Here is a 19,074-nt window from a genome sequence, read left to right on the forward strand (position 1 = left end):
GCCCTCAGACCTAGGCTGAGCCCGTGCCCGCCAACCTGAGTCGCCCGACACCCGCCGCCTTCTCCGCGGCGGTCGATCAACTCGGCGCCATGCGGTGGCGAAGAGGGCTGAACATCGACGAGATCGGGTCGCCGCAGCGGATCGCCCCGTTCTCGGTCGCGATCAGCGGGGAGTTGACCGACGCCTTCGACGATCCCGTCTCGACCGGCCGGCTGATCCTGCTGCACGACCCCGCGGGGAACACCGCCTGGAGCGGAACGTTTCGGATCGTCACCTACGTCCGCGCCGAAGTCGAGCTGGAGATGGTGACCGACCCGCTGCTGCCGGAGGTGGCCTGGTCCTGGCTCACCGAGGCGCTCGAGAGCCACGGCTGCGTCGCGACGGCCCTCGCGGGCACCGTCACAGCCTCGTACGGAAAGGGCTTCGGCGAGATGACCGACGCCGACCGCGCCGAGGTCGAACTCCGGAGCTCCTGGACGCCGCGGCTCGACGCTCTGCACAGCCTTACCCCGCACCTCGCCGCGTGGCAGGAGCTGCTCGGCCAGGTCGCCGGCGAACCCGACCTTCCTCCCGGCGTCGCCGCGCTGCCGCTGGGGCGTCGCGCATGACCTACCACGAGCACAGCCGGGAGCCGCTCCGGCCCATCGTCGACACGCCCGCGGCGCTCGAGGAATGCCTGGCCGCCCTGAGCGCGGCCGACGGTCCCGTCGCGTTCGACACGGAGCGGGCGCACGGCCATCGTTACTGGCCGAAGGCTTACCTGCTGCAGATCCGCCGCGAGGGCGCGGGCACCTGGCTCATCGATCCCCTCCCCTTCGAGGACACCGACGCCGACCTCAGCCGCCTCGTCACCGCCTGCGGCGACGCGGTGTGGCTCATCCATGCCGCCAGCCAGGACCTTCCGTGCATGCGCGAACTCGGCATCCTGCCGCGACGTATCTTCGACACCGAACTCGCCGCGCGCCTCCTTGGCAAGCCGGGAGCTGCGCTCGGCGCGCTGCTCAGTTCCGAGCTGGGGATCAACCTGCGCAAGGCCCACTCGGCCGATAACTGGTCGAAGCGGCCCCTCCCCCACTCCTGGCTCACCTACGCCGCCCTCGACGTCGACTTCCTCATCGAACTCGCCGAGACTCTCACTGTGCAGCTGGAGGACATGGGCCGCCTCGACTGGGTCGAACAGGAGTGCTCGGAGGAGCTCGAACGCTACAGCGCGGAGCCCGTGCCCCGCGTCGACCCGTGGCGTCGCCTCAGCGGCCTCACCACCCTGCGGAACTCCCGACAGCTCGCCGTCGCTCGCGCGCTGTGGCTTGCGAGGGACGACATCGCGCGCCGGCGCGACCGCCCACCCGGCTGGATCCTCCCCGACGCCGCCATCCTCGACGCCGCCACGGCAGCGAAGGACGCCGTCCCCACCCGCGCCGAGATCGGTCGGCTGCGGGGCTTCGCCGGTCCGCCGGGCCAACGCAACCTCAACGCCTGGCTGCGTGCCATCGACGAAGTCAGAGCCATGAGCCCCGAGGACTATCCCGCCCGGCGGGTGCCGTCGACGGGGGTTCCGAACCCGCGCTCCTGGGACCGCATCGACCCCGCCGCCGCGTCGCGCTGGGCGAGGACCCGCCCCGTCGTCGACGCCCTCGCGTGCGACCTGGGCGGCCTCCAGCCCAGCCTCGTCGCCCCGCCGCAGGTATTGCAGGAGGCGCTGTTCCACCACCCGCTTCCCACGGCCGACGATCTCGCCCGGCTAGGCGCCCGGCCGTGGCAGGTCGAGTTCCTCGCCCCGCTCATCGCCGAGACGCTCGGCTGACACCTCCGCTGACAACGCGGCGTCGAGCACCCGCATGGCGATCTTCGCCGGCGTGAGCCCGATCTCCTCCAGCACCTCGTCTCGTGAGCCGTGCGCGAGGAAACGCTGCGGGATGCCGACGTTCAGCACGGTGGTGACCGCCCCGGCCTCTCCCAGCCGCGAGCGGAGACGCTGCCCGACGCCGCCCTCCACGAGCCCGTCCTCCAGCGTCACAACGATCGCGTGGGCCGCACAGAGGTCGACCAGCGAGCCCGACACCGGCAGCGCCCAGAGGGGATCGACGACGGCCGCGGCCACGCCCTGCGCGTCGAGCCGCTCCGCTACCGCCAGGGCGAGGCCCGCGAACTGGCCGTAGCCGACGAGCAGCACCCGAGCCGACTCCTCGTGCCGCAGCACGTCGACGCGTCCGCTCCCCTCGCCGTGGTGGCTGACGGCCGGAAGCTCGTCGGGCAGCCGCTCCTTCGAGTAGCGCACCACCGTGACGGCGTCGTCGACCTCGACGGCACGATCGAGTGCCGCGACGAGCCTGGCCTGGTCGCGAGGCGCCGCGAGCTGAAGCCCGGGCACGGATGCAAGGAGCGCCATGTCCCACATGCCGTTGTGACTGGGGCCATCGCTGCCGGTGATTCCCGCGCGATCCAGCGCGATGGTCATGCCTACTTTGTGAAGGGCGGCGTCCATCAGCACCTGGTCGAACGCGCGGTTGACGAACGTGGCGTACAGCGCGACGACGGGGTGCAGGCCGGCCCGGGCGAGGCCCGCGGCGGACACGATGGCGTGCTGCTCGGCGATCCCGACGTCGAAGATGCGGTCGGGGAACGCCGCGGCGAACCGCCCGAGCCCCACCGGATACAGCATCGCGGCGGTGATGGCGACGACATCCTGGCGCCGCTGCCCGAGCTGCACCATCGCTTCGGCGAAGGCGTCAGTCCAGGTGGCCTGCACCGACGCCGACAGCGGCTCGCCGGTGAGCTCGTTGATGGGGACGACGGCGTGGAAGCGGTCCTCCTCGTTCTGTTCGGCGGCGTGGAATCCGTGCCCCTTGCGCGTGACACAATGCACGATCACCGGGCCGCCGAACTGACGGGCCTGCTCGAGATGGTTGGTGAGCGCGGTGAGGTCGTGGCCGTCGATGGGTCCTGTGTACTTGATGCCGAGGTCCGAGAACATCGATTGCGGGGCCAGCACGTCCTTCACGCCCGTCTTGAAGCCGTGCATCAGGTCATACATCGGGCGGCCGATGATCGGAAGCCGGTTCACGGTCCGCTTGATCAGCGAGAGCGTCTTCTCGTAGCGCGCGTCGGTGCGCAGCCCTGCGAGGTGGTTGGCGAGGCCGCCAACGGTGGGCGTGTAGGAGCGGCCGTTGTCGTTGACGATGATGACGAGGCGGAGCCGCGGGTTGTCCGCGATGTTGTTCAGCGCCTCCCAGGCCATGCCGCCGGTCAGCGCGCCGTCGCCCACGACCGCGACGACGGTGCGGTCCTCACCCCTGAGCCGAAACCCCTTTGCCATGCCCTCGGCCCACGCGAGCGCCGTCGACGCGTGCGAGTTGGCGACCCAGTCGTGCTCCGACTCGGCCGGCTCCGGATAGCCGGAGAGGCCGCCGCGCTGCCGCAGGCGGTCGAAGCCCTCCGCACGTCCGGTGAGGATCTTGTGGACGTAGCTCTGATGTCCCGTGTCGAAGACGATGGGATCCTTAGGCGAGTCGAATACCCGGTGAATGGCCATGGTGAGTTCGACGACGCCCAAGTTGGGCCCGAGGTGGCCGCCCGTGCGGCTGACCTTGGTGATCAAGAAGGAGCGGATCTCGTCCGCTAACTGCTCCAGCTGCCGCTTGGACAATGCACGCAGGTCCCGCGGGCTCCTGATCGATTCCAACAACGGCATGCGGAGCATCCTACGCCGGTTTGCGAAACCCTGTCCCCTAACGCAGCCCCGTAGGGACACAAAAACGGTGGCCCGGACGCCATGCCCGGGCCACCGTTTCCGCAGGTCAGGCCTTCGCGAGGTTTCGCAGCACGTACTGCATGATGCCGCCGTTGACGTAGTAGCCGCGCTCTCCGGGCGTGTCGATGCGGACGACCGCGTCGAACGTCGTGACGGTGCCGTCGGGGGCGACAGCGGTCACCTTCATCGTCTTCGGGGTGACGCCGTCGTTCAGCGCCGTGATGCCCTCGACCGAGAAGGTCTCCTCGCCGGTCAGGCCCAGCGATTCGGCGGTCTCGCCGTCGGGGAACTGCAGCGGGAGGACGCCCATGCCGATGAGGTTCGAGCGGTGGATGCGCTCGTAGCTCTCGGCGATGACGACCTTCACGCCCAGCAGCGCGGTGCCCTTCGCCGCCCAGTCGCGCGACGAGCCGGAGCCGTACTCCTTGCCGGAGAGCACGACGAGCGGGATGCCCTGATCCTGGTAGTTGACCGACGCGTCGTACACCGTCGTGACGGGGCCGCCCTCGACGGTGAAGTCGCGGGTGAAGCCGCCCTCGGTACCCGGGGCGATCTGGTTGCGCAGCCGGATGTTGGCGAACGTGCCCCGGATCATGACCTCGTGGTTGCCGCGGCGCGAGCCGTAGGAGTTGAAGTCGCGGCGCTCGATGCCGTGGCTTGACAGGTAGATGCCCGCCGGGGAGTCTGCCTTGATGTTGCCCGCGGGCGAGATGTGGTCGGTGGTGACCGAGTCGCCCAGCTTCAGCAGCACGCGCGCGCCGGAGACGTCCTCGACGGGGGCGGGCTCGGCCGGCATGCCGTCGAAGTACGGGCCCTTCCGGACATAGGTGGAGGCGTCGTCCCATTCGAAGGTGTTGCCCTCGGGGGTGGGGAGCGAACGCCAGCGCTCGTCGCCGGTGAACACGTCTGCGTAGCGGGTGGCGAACATCTCGGACGAGATCGACGAGCCGACGACCTCCTCGATCTCGGCCTGGGTCGGCCAGATGTCCTTGAGGTAGACCTGCTCGCCCGCGTCGTTCGTGGCGATCGGGTCGTTCAGGATGTCGATGTCCATGGTGCCGGCGAGCGCATAGGCGATCACCAGCATGGGCGATGCGAGGTAGTTCATCTTGACGTCCGGGCTGATCCGGCCCTCGAAGTTGCGGTTGCCGGAGAGCACGGCGGTGACGGCCATGTCCTCCTCGTTGACGGCGGCGGAGATCTCGGGGATCAGCGGGCCGGTGTTGCCGATGCAGGTGACGCAGCCGTAGCCGACGAGGTTGAAGCCGATCTTGTCGAGGTACTCGGTGAGCCCGGCCTTCTCGTAGTAGTCGGTGACGACCTGCGAGCCCGGGGCCAGCGACGTCTTCACCCACGGCTTGCGGGTCAGCCCGCGCTCTACGGCCTTCTTCGCGACCAGCGCGGCGCCGATCATGACGCTCGGGTTCGAGGTATTGGTGCACGACGTGATGGAGGCGACGGTGACCGCGCCGTTGGCGAGGTCGAACGATGCGCCGTCGGCCAGGGTGATCGGGACGACCTTCCCGGGCGTCGCGGTATAGGCGGGGACGTTGGCCTCGAAGTTCTCCTTGGCCTCGCTCAGCTTGATCCTGTCCTGCGGGCGCTTCGGGCCGGCGATCGACGGGACGACGGTGGAGAGGTCGAGTTCGATGTACTCGGAGTAGACCGGCTCGTGCTCGTCGTCGTGCCAGAGGCCCTGCGCCTTCGCGTACGCCTCGACGAGCGCGATCTGGTGCTCGTCGCGGCCCGTCAGGCGCATGTAGTCGGTGGTCTTGTCGTCGATGGGGAAGATCGCGATGGTCGAGCCGTACTCGGGGCTCATGTTGCCGATCGTGGCGCGGTTGGCCAGCGGCACCTGCGAGACGCCCTCGCCGTAGAACTCGACGAACTTGCCGACGACCTTGTGCTGGCGCAGCATCTCGGTGATGGTGAGCACCAGGTCGGTGGCGGTGGTGCCCTCGCTCAGCTTGCCCTTGAGCTTGAAGCCGACGACGCGGGGAACGAGCATGGAGACGGGCTGGCCGAGCATGGCTGCCTCGGCCTCGATGCCGCCGACGCCCCAGCCGACGACGCCCAGGCCGTTGACCATGGTGGTGTGCGAGTCGGTGCCGACGCAGGTGTCGGGGTAGGCCTGCAGAACGCCGTCGACCGTGCGCGGGAAGATCACGCGGGCCAGGTGCTCGATGTTGACCTGGTGCACGATGCCGGTGCCCGGGGGGACGACCTTGAAGTTGTCGAACGCGGTCTGGCCCCAGCGGAGGAACTGGTAGCGCTCGCGGTTGCGCTGGTACTCGATGTCGGTGTTCTGCTCGAACGCCGAAGCGATGCCGAAGACCTCGGCGATGACGGAGTGGTCGATGACCATCTCTGCCGGCGACAGCGGGTTGACCTTGTCCGGGTCGCCGCCCAGGGCGACGACGGCCTCGCGCATGGTGGCGAGGTCGACGACGCAGGGCACGCCGGTGAAGTCCTGCATGATCACGCGGGCGGGCGTGAACTGGATCTCGTGGTCCGGCTCCGCCGTCGGGTCCCAGTTGCCGAGGAACTCGATGTCGGCGCGGGTGATGTTCGCGCCGTCCTCGGTGCGGAGGAGGTTCTCCAGGAGGACCTTGAGGCTGAACGGCAACTTCTCGTGGCCCGGTACGGCGTCCAGCCGGAAGATCTCGTACTCGGTGCCCTGGACGTCGAGGGTCGACTTCGATCCGAAACTGTTGACGCTCATTCTTCTCCTCATTGCTTGCTGCCCGCTAGATATCTTGATGTCAAGATATCATGTTCCGGGCGCATCTGAACGCCACTCATCCTACGACGACAGCGCTCCCCGTGGGTCAGTTGATGTGGGAAGCACGCAGGATGGCCACGCATTCGACGTGGTGCGTCATGGGGAACAGGTCGAAGGCCCTGATCGATGTCGGCGCGTATCCCTGCGTCGCGAAGTAGGCCAGGTCGCGGGCGAGCGCCGCGGGGTCGCACGCGACGTAGGCGATGGCGCGCGGCGACATGGCCGCGACAGCCTTCACGGCCTTCTCCCCCGCGCCCTTGCGCGGCGGGTCGAGCACGACGACGTCCGCGGCGGGGGGCAGCGCGGAGAGGTTCTTGGAGAGGTCGGCGGCGACGAATCGTGCGTCGGGGACATTCAGGCGTGCCTGGCGGACCGCGTCCCCCCCGAACTCGGCGCCGAAGACCGAACACCCGGAGTCGATGAGGGCGCCGGCGAACAGCCCGACGCCGCAGTACAGGTCCACAGCTCGCTCCCCCGGGCGCGGCTCCAGGCCGTCGAGCATGGCGCGGGTGAGGGTCTCCGCGGCCCGCTCGTGGACCTGCCAGAAACCCTGGGCGGCCACGTCGAATCGGCGGCCGAGCACCGTCTGTCGCACGGGATCGGGCCCGAACCTTCCCCTCCCGCCGATTGCGCTCGTGCCGTCGTCCCCGATGGCGACGACGACCTCGCCGCCCGGCGTCGCGCAGGTGGCAACAGCCGCGGCGTCGTGCGGCGCCGCGATCAAGCAGCCCTCCGGTGGGAGCGGAACGACCTCGTGCGAGCGGCGTGCCCGGAACCCCAGGCGACCCCCCTCGTCGACCGCGTACCGCAGCCGCGTCCGCCACTCGGTCAGCCCGCCGTCGACGGCCTCGACGACGCCGTCCCAATCGATGCCCGCGAGCCTCAGCAACTGCTCGGCGACGACGGCTCGTTTCAGCTCGAGCTGCGTCGGCGGGTCGGCGTGCTGCCAGTCGCATCCGCCGCACCGGTCGGCGATGGCGCAGGGCGGATCGACGCGGCCCGGCGCCGCGTCGAGGACCTCGACGACGCGAGCCCGGTCGAACCGCGACCCTCGTTCAGTCACCTCGACACGCACCCGCTCCCCCGGCAACCCGCCGGTGACGAACAGCACCTTGCCTTCGGCACGCCCGACGACGAATCCTCCGTGGGCCACCCGCTCAAGCGTCATTTCGACACGGTCCGGCGCTTCGCGCGGGGACCTGCTCAATGAACCGAGAGTCACCGGCGGACCTTGTTCGCCACGGCTTTCCGCGTGCGCTGGTCGCGCTTGCCCGAGCTGCGCAGCTGGTAAGGAACCGAGGTGACCATCACGCCGGGCATGAAGTGCAGGCGGGTGCGGATCAGCAGCGCCGTCTGGTTGTGCAGCAGCTGCTCCCACCAGTGCCCGACGACGTACTCGGGGATGTAGACGCTGACGACGTCGCGCGGGTTCTCGGTGCGCAGCTCGCTGACGAACTTGATGAAGGGGCCTGTGATCTCCCGGTACGGCGCCGCGATCACCTTCAGCGGCAGGCCGAAGTCCTCCGCCTCCCACTCGTCGAGGATCTGCTCGACCTGCTCGTCGTCGATGGCGACGGCGACCGCGGTGATGATCGTCGGGCGTGTCGCCTGCGCGAATGCGATGGCCTTGGCCGTCGGAAGGTTTACGCGCTGCACCAGGATCACGGCGCGGACCCGGCTGGGCAGCGCGCGATCGGAGTCGTTGGTCAGCGCGACCTCGCGCTCCACCGCCGCGTAGTGGTTCGAGATCGCGAGCATCATCGCGAACATCACACCCATGGCGACCAGCGCGAGGTAGGCGCCGTGGGTGAACTTCGACACAAGCACGACGAGCAGGACGACGCCGGTCAGTGACGAGCCGATGAGGTTGATCACGCGCGAGCGCTGCATGCGGTTCCTGGCGGCGGGCTCGGTTTCCGTCTTCAGCGCGGTCGTCCAGTGCCGCACCATGCCCATCTGGCCGAGCGTGAACGAGATGAAGACGCCGACGACGTACAGCTGGATCAGCGCCGTGACGGAGGCGTTGAAGATCAGCACCAGCGCGATCGCCGTCACCGACAGCATCAAGATGCCGTTGGAGAACGCGAGCCGGTCGCCGCGCGTATGGAGCTGGCGGGGCAGGTAGCCGTCCTTTGCGAGGATGGACGCCAGCGACGGGAAGCCGTTGAACGCGGTGTTGGCGGCGAGGAACAGGATGAGCATCGTGGCGGTGACCACCACGTAGAAGCCCAGCGAGAACCAGTCCGAGAACACGACCCTCGCCAACTGGCCGACGACGGTGGTGGCGGCCGAGTGGATGGTGTTGCCATCGGCGTCGATGTAGTGCGTGCCGGTGAGCTCGTCGATCAGCCGCACCTGGGTGAGGTTGGTCAGCGTGAGGATGCCGATCAGCATCGTGATGGCGATGACCCCCAGGAGTGCGAGGACGCGGGAGGCGTTGCGGCTCTTCGGGGGCCGGAACGCGGGCACGCCGTTGCTGATGGCCTCGACGCCAGTGAGGGCCGCGCAGCCAGAGGAGAATGCGCGGGCCAGGATCGCGACGAGCGCCCATCCTGCGATGTCCTCCGCGCCGTCGGGCCGCACGACGGTGAGCGAGGCGGTCTCGCTCAGCAGTTCTTGGTTGAGCACCAGGATCCGGAAGAGGCCGATGACGATCATCGCCAGCATGGAGAACATGAACACGTAGGTGGGGACGGCGAACAGGCCGCCGGATTCGCGGACGCCGCGCAGGTTCACGATGGTCAGCACCGCGATCACGCCAACGGCCGCCCATGCCTCGTGGCCTTCGAGGACGGGAAGCATGGCCTTGGCGTTGAACACGCCCGCGGACACGGAGACGGCCACCGTCAGCACGTAGTCGACGAGCAGGGCGGAGCCGACGGTCAGTCCGGCGTAGCGGCCGAGGTTGACCTTCGCCACCTCGTAATCGCCGCCTCCGCCGGGGTAGGCGTACACCGTCTGCCGGTACGACATGACGACGACGGCGACGACGACCGCAACGGCCACGCCGATCTCCCAGGAGAACAGGAAGCCCGCCATTCCCGCGAGCGAGAGGGTGATTAGGATCTCGTCCGGCGCGTACGCGACCGAACTCAGCGCGTCGGAGGCGAAGACCGGCAGCGCGATGCGCTTCGGCAGCAGAGTCTCGCCCAGTTGTGTGTTGGCCAGCCTGCGTCCGACGAGCAGCCGCTTCAGGCCCGAGTACACGTTCACGGGGCCACGGTAGACCAGTGCTATGTTCGCCTCAACCACCAAGGAGGACCGGGGTGCACATCGTCATCATGGGATGCGGGCGCGTGGGTGCCATGCTCGCGACGGGGCTCGAGAAGCGGGGCCACAGCGTCGCCGTCATCGACTCGAACGCGGAGGCGTTCCGGCGCCTCGGTGAGGGCTTCAAGGGCGTCACCGTCGAGGGGGTCGGATTCGACCGTGAGGTCCTCGAAGCGGCGGGCATCCGGAAGGCTGGCGGGTTCGCGGCGGTCAGCTCGGGCGACAACTCCAACATCCTCGCTGCGCGCGTGGTGCGCGAGATCTACAAGGTCGAGAACGTCGTCGCCCGCATCTATGACCAGGGCCGCGCGGCCGTCTATGAGCGCCTCGGCATTCCTACCGTGGCCACGGTGAAGTGGACCGTGCTCGAGGTGTTGCGGCGGCTGCTGCCGGAGGGCAGCATGCCCGTGTGGCGCGACTCGACGGGCGACGCGCGCCTGCTCCAGATTCACGTGCATAGTGGGTGGGTCGGCCGAAAGATCGGGGAGCTGTCGCGCGCCGCGGACTCCCCCATCCCGTTCGTCCTGCGCGTCGGCCGGGGCATCGTCCCGGACCGCGACACCATCTACCAGGACGGCGACCTGATCTACGTCGCGTGCACGACCGAGCGCACCGACGAGCTCGAGACGCTGTTCGCTTACCCGCCCACCAGGGCCTGACCGAGAGGCACACGATGCGCGTCGCCATCGCCGGTGCAGGAAACGTCGGGCGCTCGATCGCCCGGGAGCTGATCGCTAATGGCCACTGGGTGCTGCTGATCGACCGGGATCCGCGCGCGAGCAAGGGCGACTCTGTCCCTGGAGCCGAGTGGATCCTCGCCGACGCGTGTGAGCTGCAGTCGCTCGAGGCGGCTGATCTGGACAGCTACGACGTCGCGATCGCCGCCACTGGCGATGACAAGGTCAATCTCGTCTTCTCGCTGCTCGCCAAGACGGAGTTCGGCGTGCCGCGCACCGTCGGCAGGGTGAATCATCCGGGCAACGAGTGGATGTTCGACGCGCAGTGGGGCGTCGACGTGTCGGTGTCGACGCCGCGCATGCTGTCAGCGCTGGTCGAGGAGGCGGTGTCGACCGGTGACCTCGTCCGATTGATGACGTTCAAGAAGTCGACGACGACGCTGTCGGAGTTCACGCTTCCCGACGACTCCCGCCTCGCCGGCGTCCGCGTCCGCGACATCGCCTTCCCAGGCGACGCCGTCCTGGTCGCCATCCTCCGCGACGGACTCCCCCTCACCCCGGAGCGTGACCGGGCTTTCGAGGGCGGCGACGAGCTGCTGTTCATCGTCACCCACGATTCCGCCGACGAGCTATCCGAGATGCTCGCCGACGAGCCCGACGACGAGGACAGCTAACCGAATCGCCTCTGTTACTGATCCTGCACATACGCTAATGTGAAGGATCAGTGACAGGAGATGATCATGGCCACCATTGCCGCAACAGCAGCCGACGTGGGCACGGCCGTGCGGGAGGCCCGGCTCCGCGCCGGGCTGACGCAGGAGGAGGCGGCGCGTCGCGCGGCTGTCTCGCGGCGATGGTTCATCGATCTCGAGCGCGGGCATAGCAATGCCCAGTTGGACAAGGTGCTTCACACGCTCAGGGCGCTGGGGCTCGGCATAGAGATCGTCCCCTTCGCTCTTCCTACGAGGAACAGCCTGGATGACCTCGTCGAGTCGGAGTACCTATGAGCGATCTTGCGGTCTTCCTGTCTGGGCGTCGTGTCGGCACGCTGTCGCAGGCCGCCGGGGTGCGATTCGCCTACGCCGACGAGTACCTCGCTCTGCCTGCGCCCACGCCGGTGTCGCTGTCTATGCCGCTTCGCGAGGCCCCGTATGGCAATCGAGTTGCACGTGCATGGATCGAGGGTCTCCTTCCCGGTGACCCGCGCGTGCGAGCGAGAATCGCCGCGCGGGGTGACGTGAATCCGGCGAACCCGGTCGCGGTCCTGTCTGTCGTCGGGCTTGACTGTGCGGGCGCCGTGCAAGTCTGCCCGCTCGACCAGACAGACCAGATTGCGCGCGAGGAGACCCTCCTCCCTGTGGATGAGACGTGGATCGCCGCCCGCCTCGCACGGCTTCGCCGCGACGTCGCGGCGTGGCAGATTGCGGATGAACGATGGAGCATCGGAGGCGGACAATCAAAGTTCACCCTGACCAGGACAGATGACGGCCGCTGGTGCGACCCACGCGGCGCTGCCGCCTCCACGCACATCATCAAGCCAGGCGTGCAGCACGCGAAGCACCAGGCGCTCAACGAGCACGTCTCCCTCACCGCCCTGCGCCGAGTCGGCGTGCCCACTGCGCACACGGAATATGTGGAGTTCGACGGCGAGCCAGCAATCGTCGTTGAGCGGTTCGACCGTACGAGGCAAGAAGGGACGGTCACCCGACGCCATGCTGAGGATCTGTGTCAGGCGCTCGGGAACCAGACCACCTACGAACGAGATGGCGGTCCGACCGCACGGCAGATCCTCGGCCTCCTCGGCGGCCGAGCTGGCGAACGCAGCGCACGTCGCTTCGTCGAGGCGCTCATCACCACCTACCTCTTGGGCTCACCCGATGGACACGCCCGGAACTACTCCGTGCTTCTAGACGGCGACCAAGCTGCCCTCGCTCCTCTCTACGACGTCGCAAGTTCCTTGCCTTACGAGATCGCGGATCACGGCGTCATGACTCTTCGCACCATCGCGATTGCGATCGGCGGTGAACACACCTTCGGCCTCGTTGGTCGAGCCCAATGGCAACGGTTCTTCACGGGCAACTCGGTCGATCCAGACTGGGGGTTCGACACGATCCGCACTTACGCGCGGGCGCTACCCGATGCGCTCAACGACACCTTCGCCGCTCTGGACGACCTCCCCGCAGCCGACGAGCTCGGGCCCCGCTACCTGGACGCTGTAGCCGATTCCTGTGCCTACGCGCTGAAATCAGTCCGATAGCCGAACCAGCACGCCGACCTACCCCGGCCACCCAGTGACCGCCGTAATCTCACGCCACCGCCAAAATACACTCAGCCCCATGGTCACGACAAAGCGTGAACAACTTCCGCAGGAACCGGGATTACGTCCATCGACTGCGCTCCTACAAGTCGCCGAAGGGTTGCGGCTCGGCTCTGTTCGTTGCACCGGCCACGTCTAAGCTCAGGAAGCGGATACCAGGCCATTCCTCCGTGGCGACTCACTACCAACACCGGCACCCAGTTCACGTCTTCGGGGACCAGCGAGTCGTCAGCGGAAGCCCACCCCGCGGCAACAATGCGGTCAAATCGAACCGAACCTCTTCGTGAGACCAGTCGTGCGGGGACTGTACTTTCACCGGTGTAACTCCGATCAAGGAGGAACACGATGAGCAAGCAGGTTGAGACGGTCCCGGTGTCCGTGGTGGAGGAGGTCGAGCCGAGCGTGGCGGCGACAGGGCCGGTGGTGCCGGTGGTGGATCGGGGGCTGGTGGCGCAGCTTGTGGGTGAGGCGCAACGCCAGGGCTTCCCGGTCGATGGTGAGGGTGGCCTGCTGGCCGAGCTGACCCGTTTGGTGTTGGAGTCCGCGCTGGAGGGCGAGATCACCGACCACCTCGGCTACGACAAGCACACCAAGGGCGCCTCGGCGGACGGGAACGCCCGCAACGGCACCCGGGCCAAGACGGTGCTCACCAAGGCCGGCCCGGTCACGATTGATGTCCCCAGGGACCGTGCCGGCACGTTCGAGCCCAGGATCGTGGCGAAGCGGCAACGCAGGCTGGGGTCGATCGAGGACATCGTGTTGTCGCTATCGGCCCGCGGGATGACCCACGGCGACATCAGTGCGCACCTGGCCGACACCTACGGCAGCGAGGTGTCAAAGACGACGATCTCGACGATCACCGACAAGGTCCTCGACGGGATGGCCGAGTGGCAGAACCGGCCGTTGGACCCGGTCTATCCGGTGGTGTTCATCGACGCGATCCATGTGAAGGTCCGCGACGGCCAAGTCGCGAACCGGCCCATCTACATCGCGCTCGCGGTCACTACCGAAGGCAACCGGGACATCCTCGGTTTATGGGCCGGTGACGGCGGTGAGGGCGCGAAGTACTGGCTCCAAGTGCTCACCGAGATCAAGAACCGGGGCGTCGAAGACGTCCTGATGGTCGTGTGTGACGGGCTACGTGGCTTGCCTGACAGCGTGAACACCGTGTGGGCCGACACGATCGTGCAGACCTGCATCGTCCACTTGATGCGGAACAGCTTCAAGTACTCCGCTCGCCAGCACTGGGACGCCATCTCGCGTGGTTTGAAGCCCGTCTACCAGGCCGCGACCGTCGCTGAGGCCGAGGAACGGTTCCTCGAGTTCGCCGAGGCCTGGGGCGACAAGTACCCGGCGATCATCCGGCTGTGGGAGAACGCGTGGGCCGAGTTCGTGCCGTTCCTCGGGTTCGACCGGGAGATCCGCCGGATCGTGTGCACGACCAACGCGATCGAAAGCGTGAACGCGAGGATCCGCAAGGCCGTCAAGGCCCGTGGGCACTTCCCGAACGAGCAGGCAGCGCTCAAGTGCGTCTACCTCGCCGTGATGGCCCTCGATCCCACCGGCAAGGGCACAGCCCGCTGGACCCAACGCTGGAAGCAAGCACTGAACGCATTCGACATCCGATTCGACGGCCGCCTCAGCAGCCCGAGAGCAGCATGACAACACAACCCAGTTACACCGGTAAGTTGACAGACCCGCTCGTCCACGCCGGTGCCCACGCTCACCTCATACGGCATGGCGATCGGGTGAATCTCACCGTCAGCGCCCTTCACCAGCGTGGTGTCGATGTCGCGCCACCCGTCTTCGGCGGAGTCATCGACGAAGCGGACCGGCGCGAACGCCGTCTCCTCGGACACCGCGCCATCAGGGCCGACCCACATCTGGGTCGTGTCCGTGCGCTCCGACAACACCTCGACCGGAACCCCTTGCGCCCGGGCCGTCACCACCGCTGAGGTCCAATCCGGACGCACCAACTCCGACGACTCTTCAACGGGATCGCTCGGCTCGGCCCATGCCGGCTCCGCAACCCCCATCCCCACGATCAACGCAACTGAGCACAACACCCACAGCACACGACGTAACAGAGTCATCTTCGCCTCCAAGAAGGGCGCGGGGGGACGGAGCGGCCGGTCGGGCGCAGACTATAGGGATTCTCGACGGAGTGATTCGCAGGGACCTTTAGTACCCGAGGGCAGGCCGACGGAGCGTAGCGGAAGTACGACTTCTGGAGTCTTCGTCAGTCTGAGACCACTATCGAGGGCAACCGGGAAGCCATGGCATCACGTCACAGATTCCTTCGGGCGAGTCCGCCGCCGCGACGGCGGGGCTCGTGACGGTGCCCAGTGACAGACCGAGGGCGAGGACGGAGGCAAACAGAATTCGAATCTTCATCCCTCACGCTTATCACGAAGGCCGCCGAGTATAGCCCGAGGGACCTTTAGTTCCCTCGCTGGCCGGCAGTCGCGCCTCGGGCTCATGCCGTACGATCATCGTCTATGAGCAGCCGCGTGAACACCATCGCATGGGCGGCGTTGTTCGTAGTTGGCCTGAGTTTCAGCGCCTTCACGCTGATCGGCTACTTCTCCGGACACTCGTCCCTTACGGTCCTCGCGTGGGACGCATTTACGCTGGCGCCGTTGCTGCTGATGCTGCGGTGGCCGAGGCTCGGCATGGCGGCGATGATCCTGATGTCGATCTGCGGCCTCGCGACCGGCCTGAACCAGCTCGGCACCTCGCACTACATCGAGGCCTGTGCGGTCGCGCTGGCCGTGGGGCTGGGACACCTCCGCGTCGCTGTGGTAGGCACCGCGGTACTGGGTCTGACGCTGGCATCGGACATCTACCTGCGGTCAGGCGAGGCCCGGGCGCTGGTCGTCGCGATCGCCGGGAGTGCCGTCATCTACCTCGTCGTATGGGCCATCGGCCTGGGCATCCGGCGGGTCGCTCTAGCCGAGGCCGCCCGTGTCGAGGCTCTGCATCGGGAACAGCGGCTCGCGATCGCTGCCGATCTCCACGACGGCGTGGCGAGGGAACTGGCCGCCCTCACCCTCGCAGGGGATGCGATGGCTTCGGAACCGACCCCGGATACCGTGGCGGAGCTCGTCGAAGGACTGCGGCAGGCAAACGCCTCGCTACGCGCCGTCACAACGGTCTTGCGCGGCACCGGAGCGTTGGGCCTAAAGGCGCTCAGCGCGGAGGAGGCGCTCGCGAAAGGCATTAAGGAGGTGAGGTCGCGCCACGGTGTGGTCGAGGTGTCCGCCGAGACGATCGCCGCCTGTGCGCAGCTGCCCCCGGCCGTGGACATCGCGGCCGGACGGATCCTTGCCGAAGCGCTCCACAACGCGAGCAAGTACGCGGACCTCACCTTCCCCTGCGTCGTCGTGGCAGAACGCTCGGCCACCACCCTCGACCTCATCGTCTCCAACACGATCCACCAACGCGCACGCGCCACGCAAGGCGGCATGGGTCTGATGACCATGAAGATGCACGCCGACGCCGTCGGCGGCGCGATCGACTCGCGTGAGCAGTCCGGTATCTGGGTGTGTTCGGTCTCGCTCCCCCTGCGCGACTCCGGGACCGGGTCATGATCAGGGCGGGGGTCTGCGAGGACGATCCCCGCGCACTTGCGGCCCTCTGCTCCATCATCGAAAGGAACGAGCCTTCCGACAGGACACGGCTGAAGGTGACAGCCGCTGTGTCCTCGGGAGAGCAAGCGGCGGAGCGCTATCACGCCGCGCACATCTGGCTCATGGACGTGCAACTGCCGGGCATCTCCGGCGTCGAGGCATGCGCGCGCATTCTCAGGAAGCCCGACCCGCCCTACGTCTTGATGATCACCGCGCTCCCGGACCCGAGGATCACGGAGGCCCTCGAAGCCGGGGCGGTCGGATTCCTCTTCAAAGACGAACCCGCCGACGTTCTGAAGACCGCGCTTCGCGCCGGAAGCCGCGGACTCACAGTGTTGAGCACCACCGCTGTGCGCTATCTCGGGTCGACACCGCCGATCGAGCAGGCGCTGCCGGGCGAATACGAGGAGATCGTCCAGGACGACAAGGATACGAAGCTTGCCGCCCTGGTCCTGGAAGGCCGCACCGTCGATGACATGGCACGAACGCTCGGGTTCAGCCTCTCAGGCACCAAGAAGCGGCTGGCCAGGATGCGGGAGAGAGCGGGCGTGACGTCGACCCCGATGCTCATATCAAAGCTCCACTCCGCGCGCGCCGCGGACGAGCGGGACCCGAGCTACAGCAGCTCGTAGTCCGGGTTGTAGATGACGGGTCCGCCGTCGGCGGTGGCCAAGCGGCCGGACACTCGCAGGGCGTGGCCAGGGAGCAGGCAGCCGATGCGCGTGCGCCCCATCCAGATCAGCCGGACGGTGCCGCTGCCGTCGTTGAGTTCCGCCTCCAGCCAGCCGTTCGCCGCGTCCGACGTCACGGAGACGACGGTGCCGCGGAGCGTGACGCGCGACCGCGGCGCGCACGACGCCAATGTCTGGGCTCCGGCGTCCGTCGCCTGCTCGCGTAGCTCCCGGGCCTCCAGTTCCTCCTGCGGAACGAAGAACCCCTTCAGCCGCCCCCCGAACGACGACTCGGGCATGAGGCCCCTACGCCTCGGCCTCGGGGACGCTCATGGGAAGCGCGCTGCCCGGCACCGCGGGCGCGGTGCCGCGGCGGACTACCAGGTTGCTGAAGAACTCGAACAGGGCGAGCTGCGCCTCTTTGTTGTCGGGCTCGAAGGTGGCCCTGCCCAGCACGACTCCGCGCAGCAACCAGCCAGGGCCGGAAACGAGCCAGGTGCGCGACACGTGCATGCCCTGCTTGCCCTCCGCGTCGGTCACCGGCACGGCGCGCCGCAGCTCGGCGCCGAAAGGGCCCTCCGCCAGTTGGATGCGGCCCTTCTGCGCCTGGGTCTGGCGGATGACGTCGGCGCGGATCTCCGCAGCCATGGACGACTTCGCCGGCGCCGCGAACACGGCCACCTCCAGCGCGGACTCGCCGTCGCCGACCATCAGCGCCTGGACGGCGTTGGTCTCGCGGTTGACCTGCAACTGAAGCTGCATCCCGGGGAACGGTGTGGCGACCAGCGCACCGAAGTCGAGCCGCGTCACCTCGTCCTCGTCGGCGTCGAGGTCGACCTCCGAGATGTCGAAGGGGCCCTCCTCGCGATCGAAGGCGGCGTCCCACTCGGCGGCCTGGCGCTCCGCCTCGCTCAGCGGGTCGTTGTCGGCAGGCTCCTCGGCAGGCGTCGGCGTCTCCTCGACGACCTCTTCCTGCGGTGCCTCCTCGGCCTTACGCTTGCGTCCGAAAATCACTGGGGTCCCTCATCCTCATCGCGGCGGGCGAATCCGCCGGTAGAACCATAGCCACCCGCACCCCGAGCTGTGTCATCGAGGGCGTCGACGAGCTCAAACTCGGCGGTCACGAAAGGCGTGATCAGGAGCTGGGCGATCCGGTCCCCGACCGCCAACGTGATCGGGACGCCGGGATCCAGGTTGATCAGGCACACCTTGATCTCACCCCGATAGCCGGAGTCGATCACGCCGGGCGCGTTGACGATGCTGAGCCCGGTGCGCGCGGCGAGTCCCGAGCGCGGGGTGACGAGGCCGACGTGTCCCTCCGGGATGGCGACGCGGACCCCGGTGCCGACGAGCTTCCGCTCCCCCGGCTCCAGAGAGACGTCCTCGGCGGCGACCAGGTCGGCGCCGGCGTCGCCCGGGCGGGCGTAGTGCGGCAGGTGGCCGTCGTCGGCGACGGTGGGGAGTCTCATGCGGACCGGACCTCCTCGAGTGCCGCAGCCAGCTCCTGGGGGCGCCGCGTGCTGATCAGCCAGTAGGGGTGAGGATCGGCGGGGTCGTGCAGGTCGACGCGCACCACCGACGTGAGGAACGGACGCGTGAACAGGAACGCGTGGGGGTCGGCGCCAGGGCCGAGCGCCTGCCGGGCGGCCTCGCCCTCGTAGGCGGTCGCCGCGCCGAGATACTCAGGCGTGACGTTGTTCCTGCCGACCCGCAGCCCTGTGTCGTCGACGACAACCGAGGCGCTACCGTAGCTCGCCAGCAGCGCCACCGCGCCGCCCGCGGCGAGCACACACGTCGCGATCCCGACGGCGGGCGGAACGTATGCGAGGACAGCGATGGCGACGCCACCGACGAACAGCAGACCGACAAGCCACCACCACCACGGCAGATGCAGTCGTTCGGAAAAGGTCACGTGCCCACCCTATCGGCGTGGGCATAATGGGGGTTCACCGGAGGAAGGACCAGACCGATATGGCG

General features: G+C 68.0%; 17 protein-coding genes. 9 read left to right on the forward strand and 8 right to left on the reverse strand.

The genetic code is table 11. The annotated features are described in order from the left end of the window. Positions 1–23: 23 nt before the first annotated feature. Together IPJ61_RS04410 and IPJ61_RS04415 are read left to right on the forward strand one after the other, a co-directional pair. A complete protein-coding gene (locus IPJ61_RS04410; protein ID WP_297103551.1) occupies positions 24–608 on the forward strand; it encodes a DUF3000 domain-containing protein in 585 nt (194 codons plus the stop codon). Next, entirely contained in the window at positions 605–1,804 is a 1,200-nt protein-coding gene (locus IPJ61_RS04415; protein ID WP_297103554.1) for an HRDC domain-containing protein, read from the forward strand. The genes IPJ61_RS04410 and IPJ61_RS04415 overlap by 4 nt, the downstream gene beginning before the upstream one ends. On the opposite strand, the gene dxs is transcribed toward IPJ61_RS04415, so the two are convergent. From dxs to IPJ61_RS04435, 4 genes are all read right to left on the reverse strand, one after another. After that, the gene (gene dxs, locus IPJ61_RS04420; RefSeq protein ID WP_297103557.1) at positions 1,742–3,691 is read right to left on the reverse strand and encodes a 1-deoxy-D-xylulose-5-phosphate synthase; all 1,950 of its coding nucleotides are present in this window, start codon (positions 3,689–3,691) and stop codon (positions 1,742–1,744) included. The genes IPJ61_RS04415 and dxs overlap by 63 nt on opposite strands. A gap of 106 nt (positions 3,692–3,797) precedes the next feature. Continuing rightward, entirely contained in the window at positions 3,798–6,473 is a 2,676-nt protein-coding gene (gene acnA, locus IPJ61_RS04425; protein WP_297103559.1) for an aconitate hydratase AcnA, read from the reverse strand. A gap of 106 nt (positions 6,474–6,579) precedes the next feature. Continuing rightward, entirely contained in the window at positions 6,580–7,701 is a 1,122-nt protein-coding gene (locus tag IPJ61_RS04430; protein ID WP_297103562.1) for a class I SAM-dependent RNA methyltransferase, read from the reverse strand. Between the two features lie 50 nt (positions 7,702–7,751). Continuing rightward, on the reverse strand, positions 7,752–9,746 hold the full coding sequence (locus IPJ61_RS04435) for an APC family permease (RefSeq protein ID WP_297103564.1): 1,995 nt from the start codon (positions 9,744–9,746) through the stop codon (positions 7,752–7,754). Positions 9,747–9,814: 68 nt separating this feature from the next. Here IPJ61_RS04435 and IPJ61_RS04440 point away from each other — a divergent pair, with 68 nt between their 5' ends. From IPJ61_RS04440 to IPJ61_RS04470, 7 genes are all read left to right on the forward strand, one after another. Next, on the forward strand, positions 9,815–10,462 hold the full coding sequence (locus tag IPJ61_RS04440; protein ID WP_297105518.1) for a potassium channel family protein: 648 nt from the start codon (positions 9,815–9,817) through the stop codon (positions 10,460–10,462). A gap of 14 nt (positions 10,463–10,476) precedes the next feature. Further along, positions 10,477–11,154: a potassium channel family protein gene (locus IPJ61_RS04445; RefSeq protein WP_297103567.1), complete on the forward strand. Its 678-nt coding sequence runs from the start codon at positions 10,477–10,479 to the stop codon at positions 11,152–11,154. Positions 11,155–11,220: 66 nt separating this feature from the next. Then, a complete protein-coding gene (locus tag IPJ61_RS04450) occupies positions 11,221–11,487 on the forward strand; it encodes a helix-turn-helix domain-containing protein (RefSeq protein ID WP_297103570.1) in 267 nt (88 codons plus the stop codon). After that, positions 11,484–12,737, forward strand: coding sequence for a HipA domain-containing protein (locus IPJ61_RS04455; protein ID WP_297103573.1), 1,254 nt, complete (start codon positions 11,484–11,486; stop codon positions 12,735–12,737). The genes IPJ61_RS04450 and IPJ61_RS04455 overlap by 4 nt, the downstream gene beginning before the upstream one ends. Positions 12,738–13,169: 432 nt before the next feature. Then, positions 13,170–14,459: an IS256 family transposase gene (locus tag IPJ61_RS04460; protein WP_459251261.1), complete on the forward strand. Its 1,290-nt coding sequence runs from the start codon at positions 13,170–13,172 to the stop codon at positions 14,457–14,459. Between the two features lie 836 nt (positions 14,460–15,295). Beyond that, the gene (locus IPJ61_RS04465; protein ID WP_297103579.1) at positions 15,296–16,387 is read left to right on the forward strand and encodes a sensor histidine kinase; all 1,092 of its coding nucleotides are present in this window, start codon (positions 15,296–15,298) and stop codon (positions 16,385–16,387) included. After that, on the forward strand, positions 16,384–17,058 hold the full coding sequence (locus tag IPJ61_RS04470) for a response regulator (RefSeq protein WP_297103582.1): 675 nt from the start codon (positions 16,384–16,386) through the stop codon (positions 17,056–17,058). Before IPJ61_RS04465 ends, IPJ61_RS04470 begins: the two co-directional genes overlap by 4 nt. Here IPJ61_RS04470 and IPJ61_RS04475 read toward each other — a convergent pair. Genes IPJ61_RS04475 through IPJ61_RS04490 form a run of 4 tightly spaced genes read right to left on the reverse strand, consistent with a single transcriptional unit; the run spans position 17,043 to position 19,009 of the window. Beyond that, positions 17,043–17,396: an OB-fold nucleic acid binding domain-containing protein gene (locus tag IPJ61_RS04475; protein ID WP_297103585.1), complete on the reverse strand. Its 354-nt coding sequence runs from the start codon at positions 17,394–17,396 to the stop codon at positions 17,043–17,045. The two genes, IPJ61_RS04470 and IPJ61_RS04475, sit on opposite strands and share 16 nt — an antisense overlap. Before the next feature lie 7 nt (positions 17,397–17,403). After that, the gene (locus tag IPJ61_RS04480) at positions 17,404–18,111 is read right to left on the reverse strand and encodes a DUF3710 domain-containing protein (protein ID WP_297103588.1); all 708 of its coding nucleotides are present in this window, start codon (positions 18,109–18,111) and stop codon (positions 17,404–17,406) included. Next, positions 18,108–18,566: a dUTP diphosphatase gene (dut, locus tag IPJ61_RS04485; protein ID WP_297103591.1), complete on the reverse strand. Its 459-nt coding sequence runs from the start codon at positions 18,564–18,566 to the stop codon at positions 18,108–18,110. Before dut ends, IPJ61_RS04480 begins: the two co-directional genes overlap by 4 nt. Then, positions 18,563–19,009, reverse strand: a complete 447-nt coding sequence (locus IPJ61_RS04490) for a DUF3093 domain-containing protein (RefSeq protein WP_297103594.1) — start codon at positions 19,007–19,009, stop codon at positions 18,563–18,565. Before IPJ61_RS04490 ends, dut begins: the two co-directional genes overlap by 4 nt. Between the last annotated feature and the right edge of the window lie 65 nt (positions 19,010–19,074).

Origin of the sequence: Tessaracoccus sp., assembly GCF_016714275.1 — a bacterium.
GTDB lineage: Bacteria > Actinomycetota > Actinomycetes > Propionibacteriales > Propionibacteriaceae > Arachnia.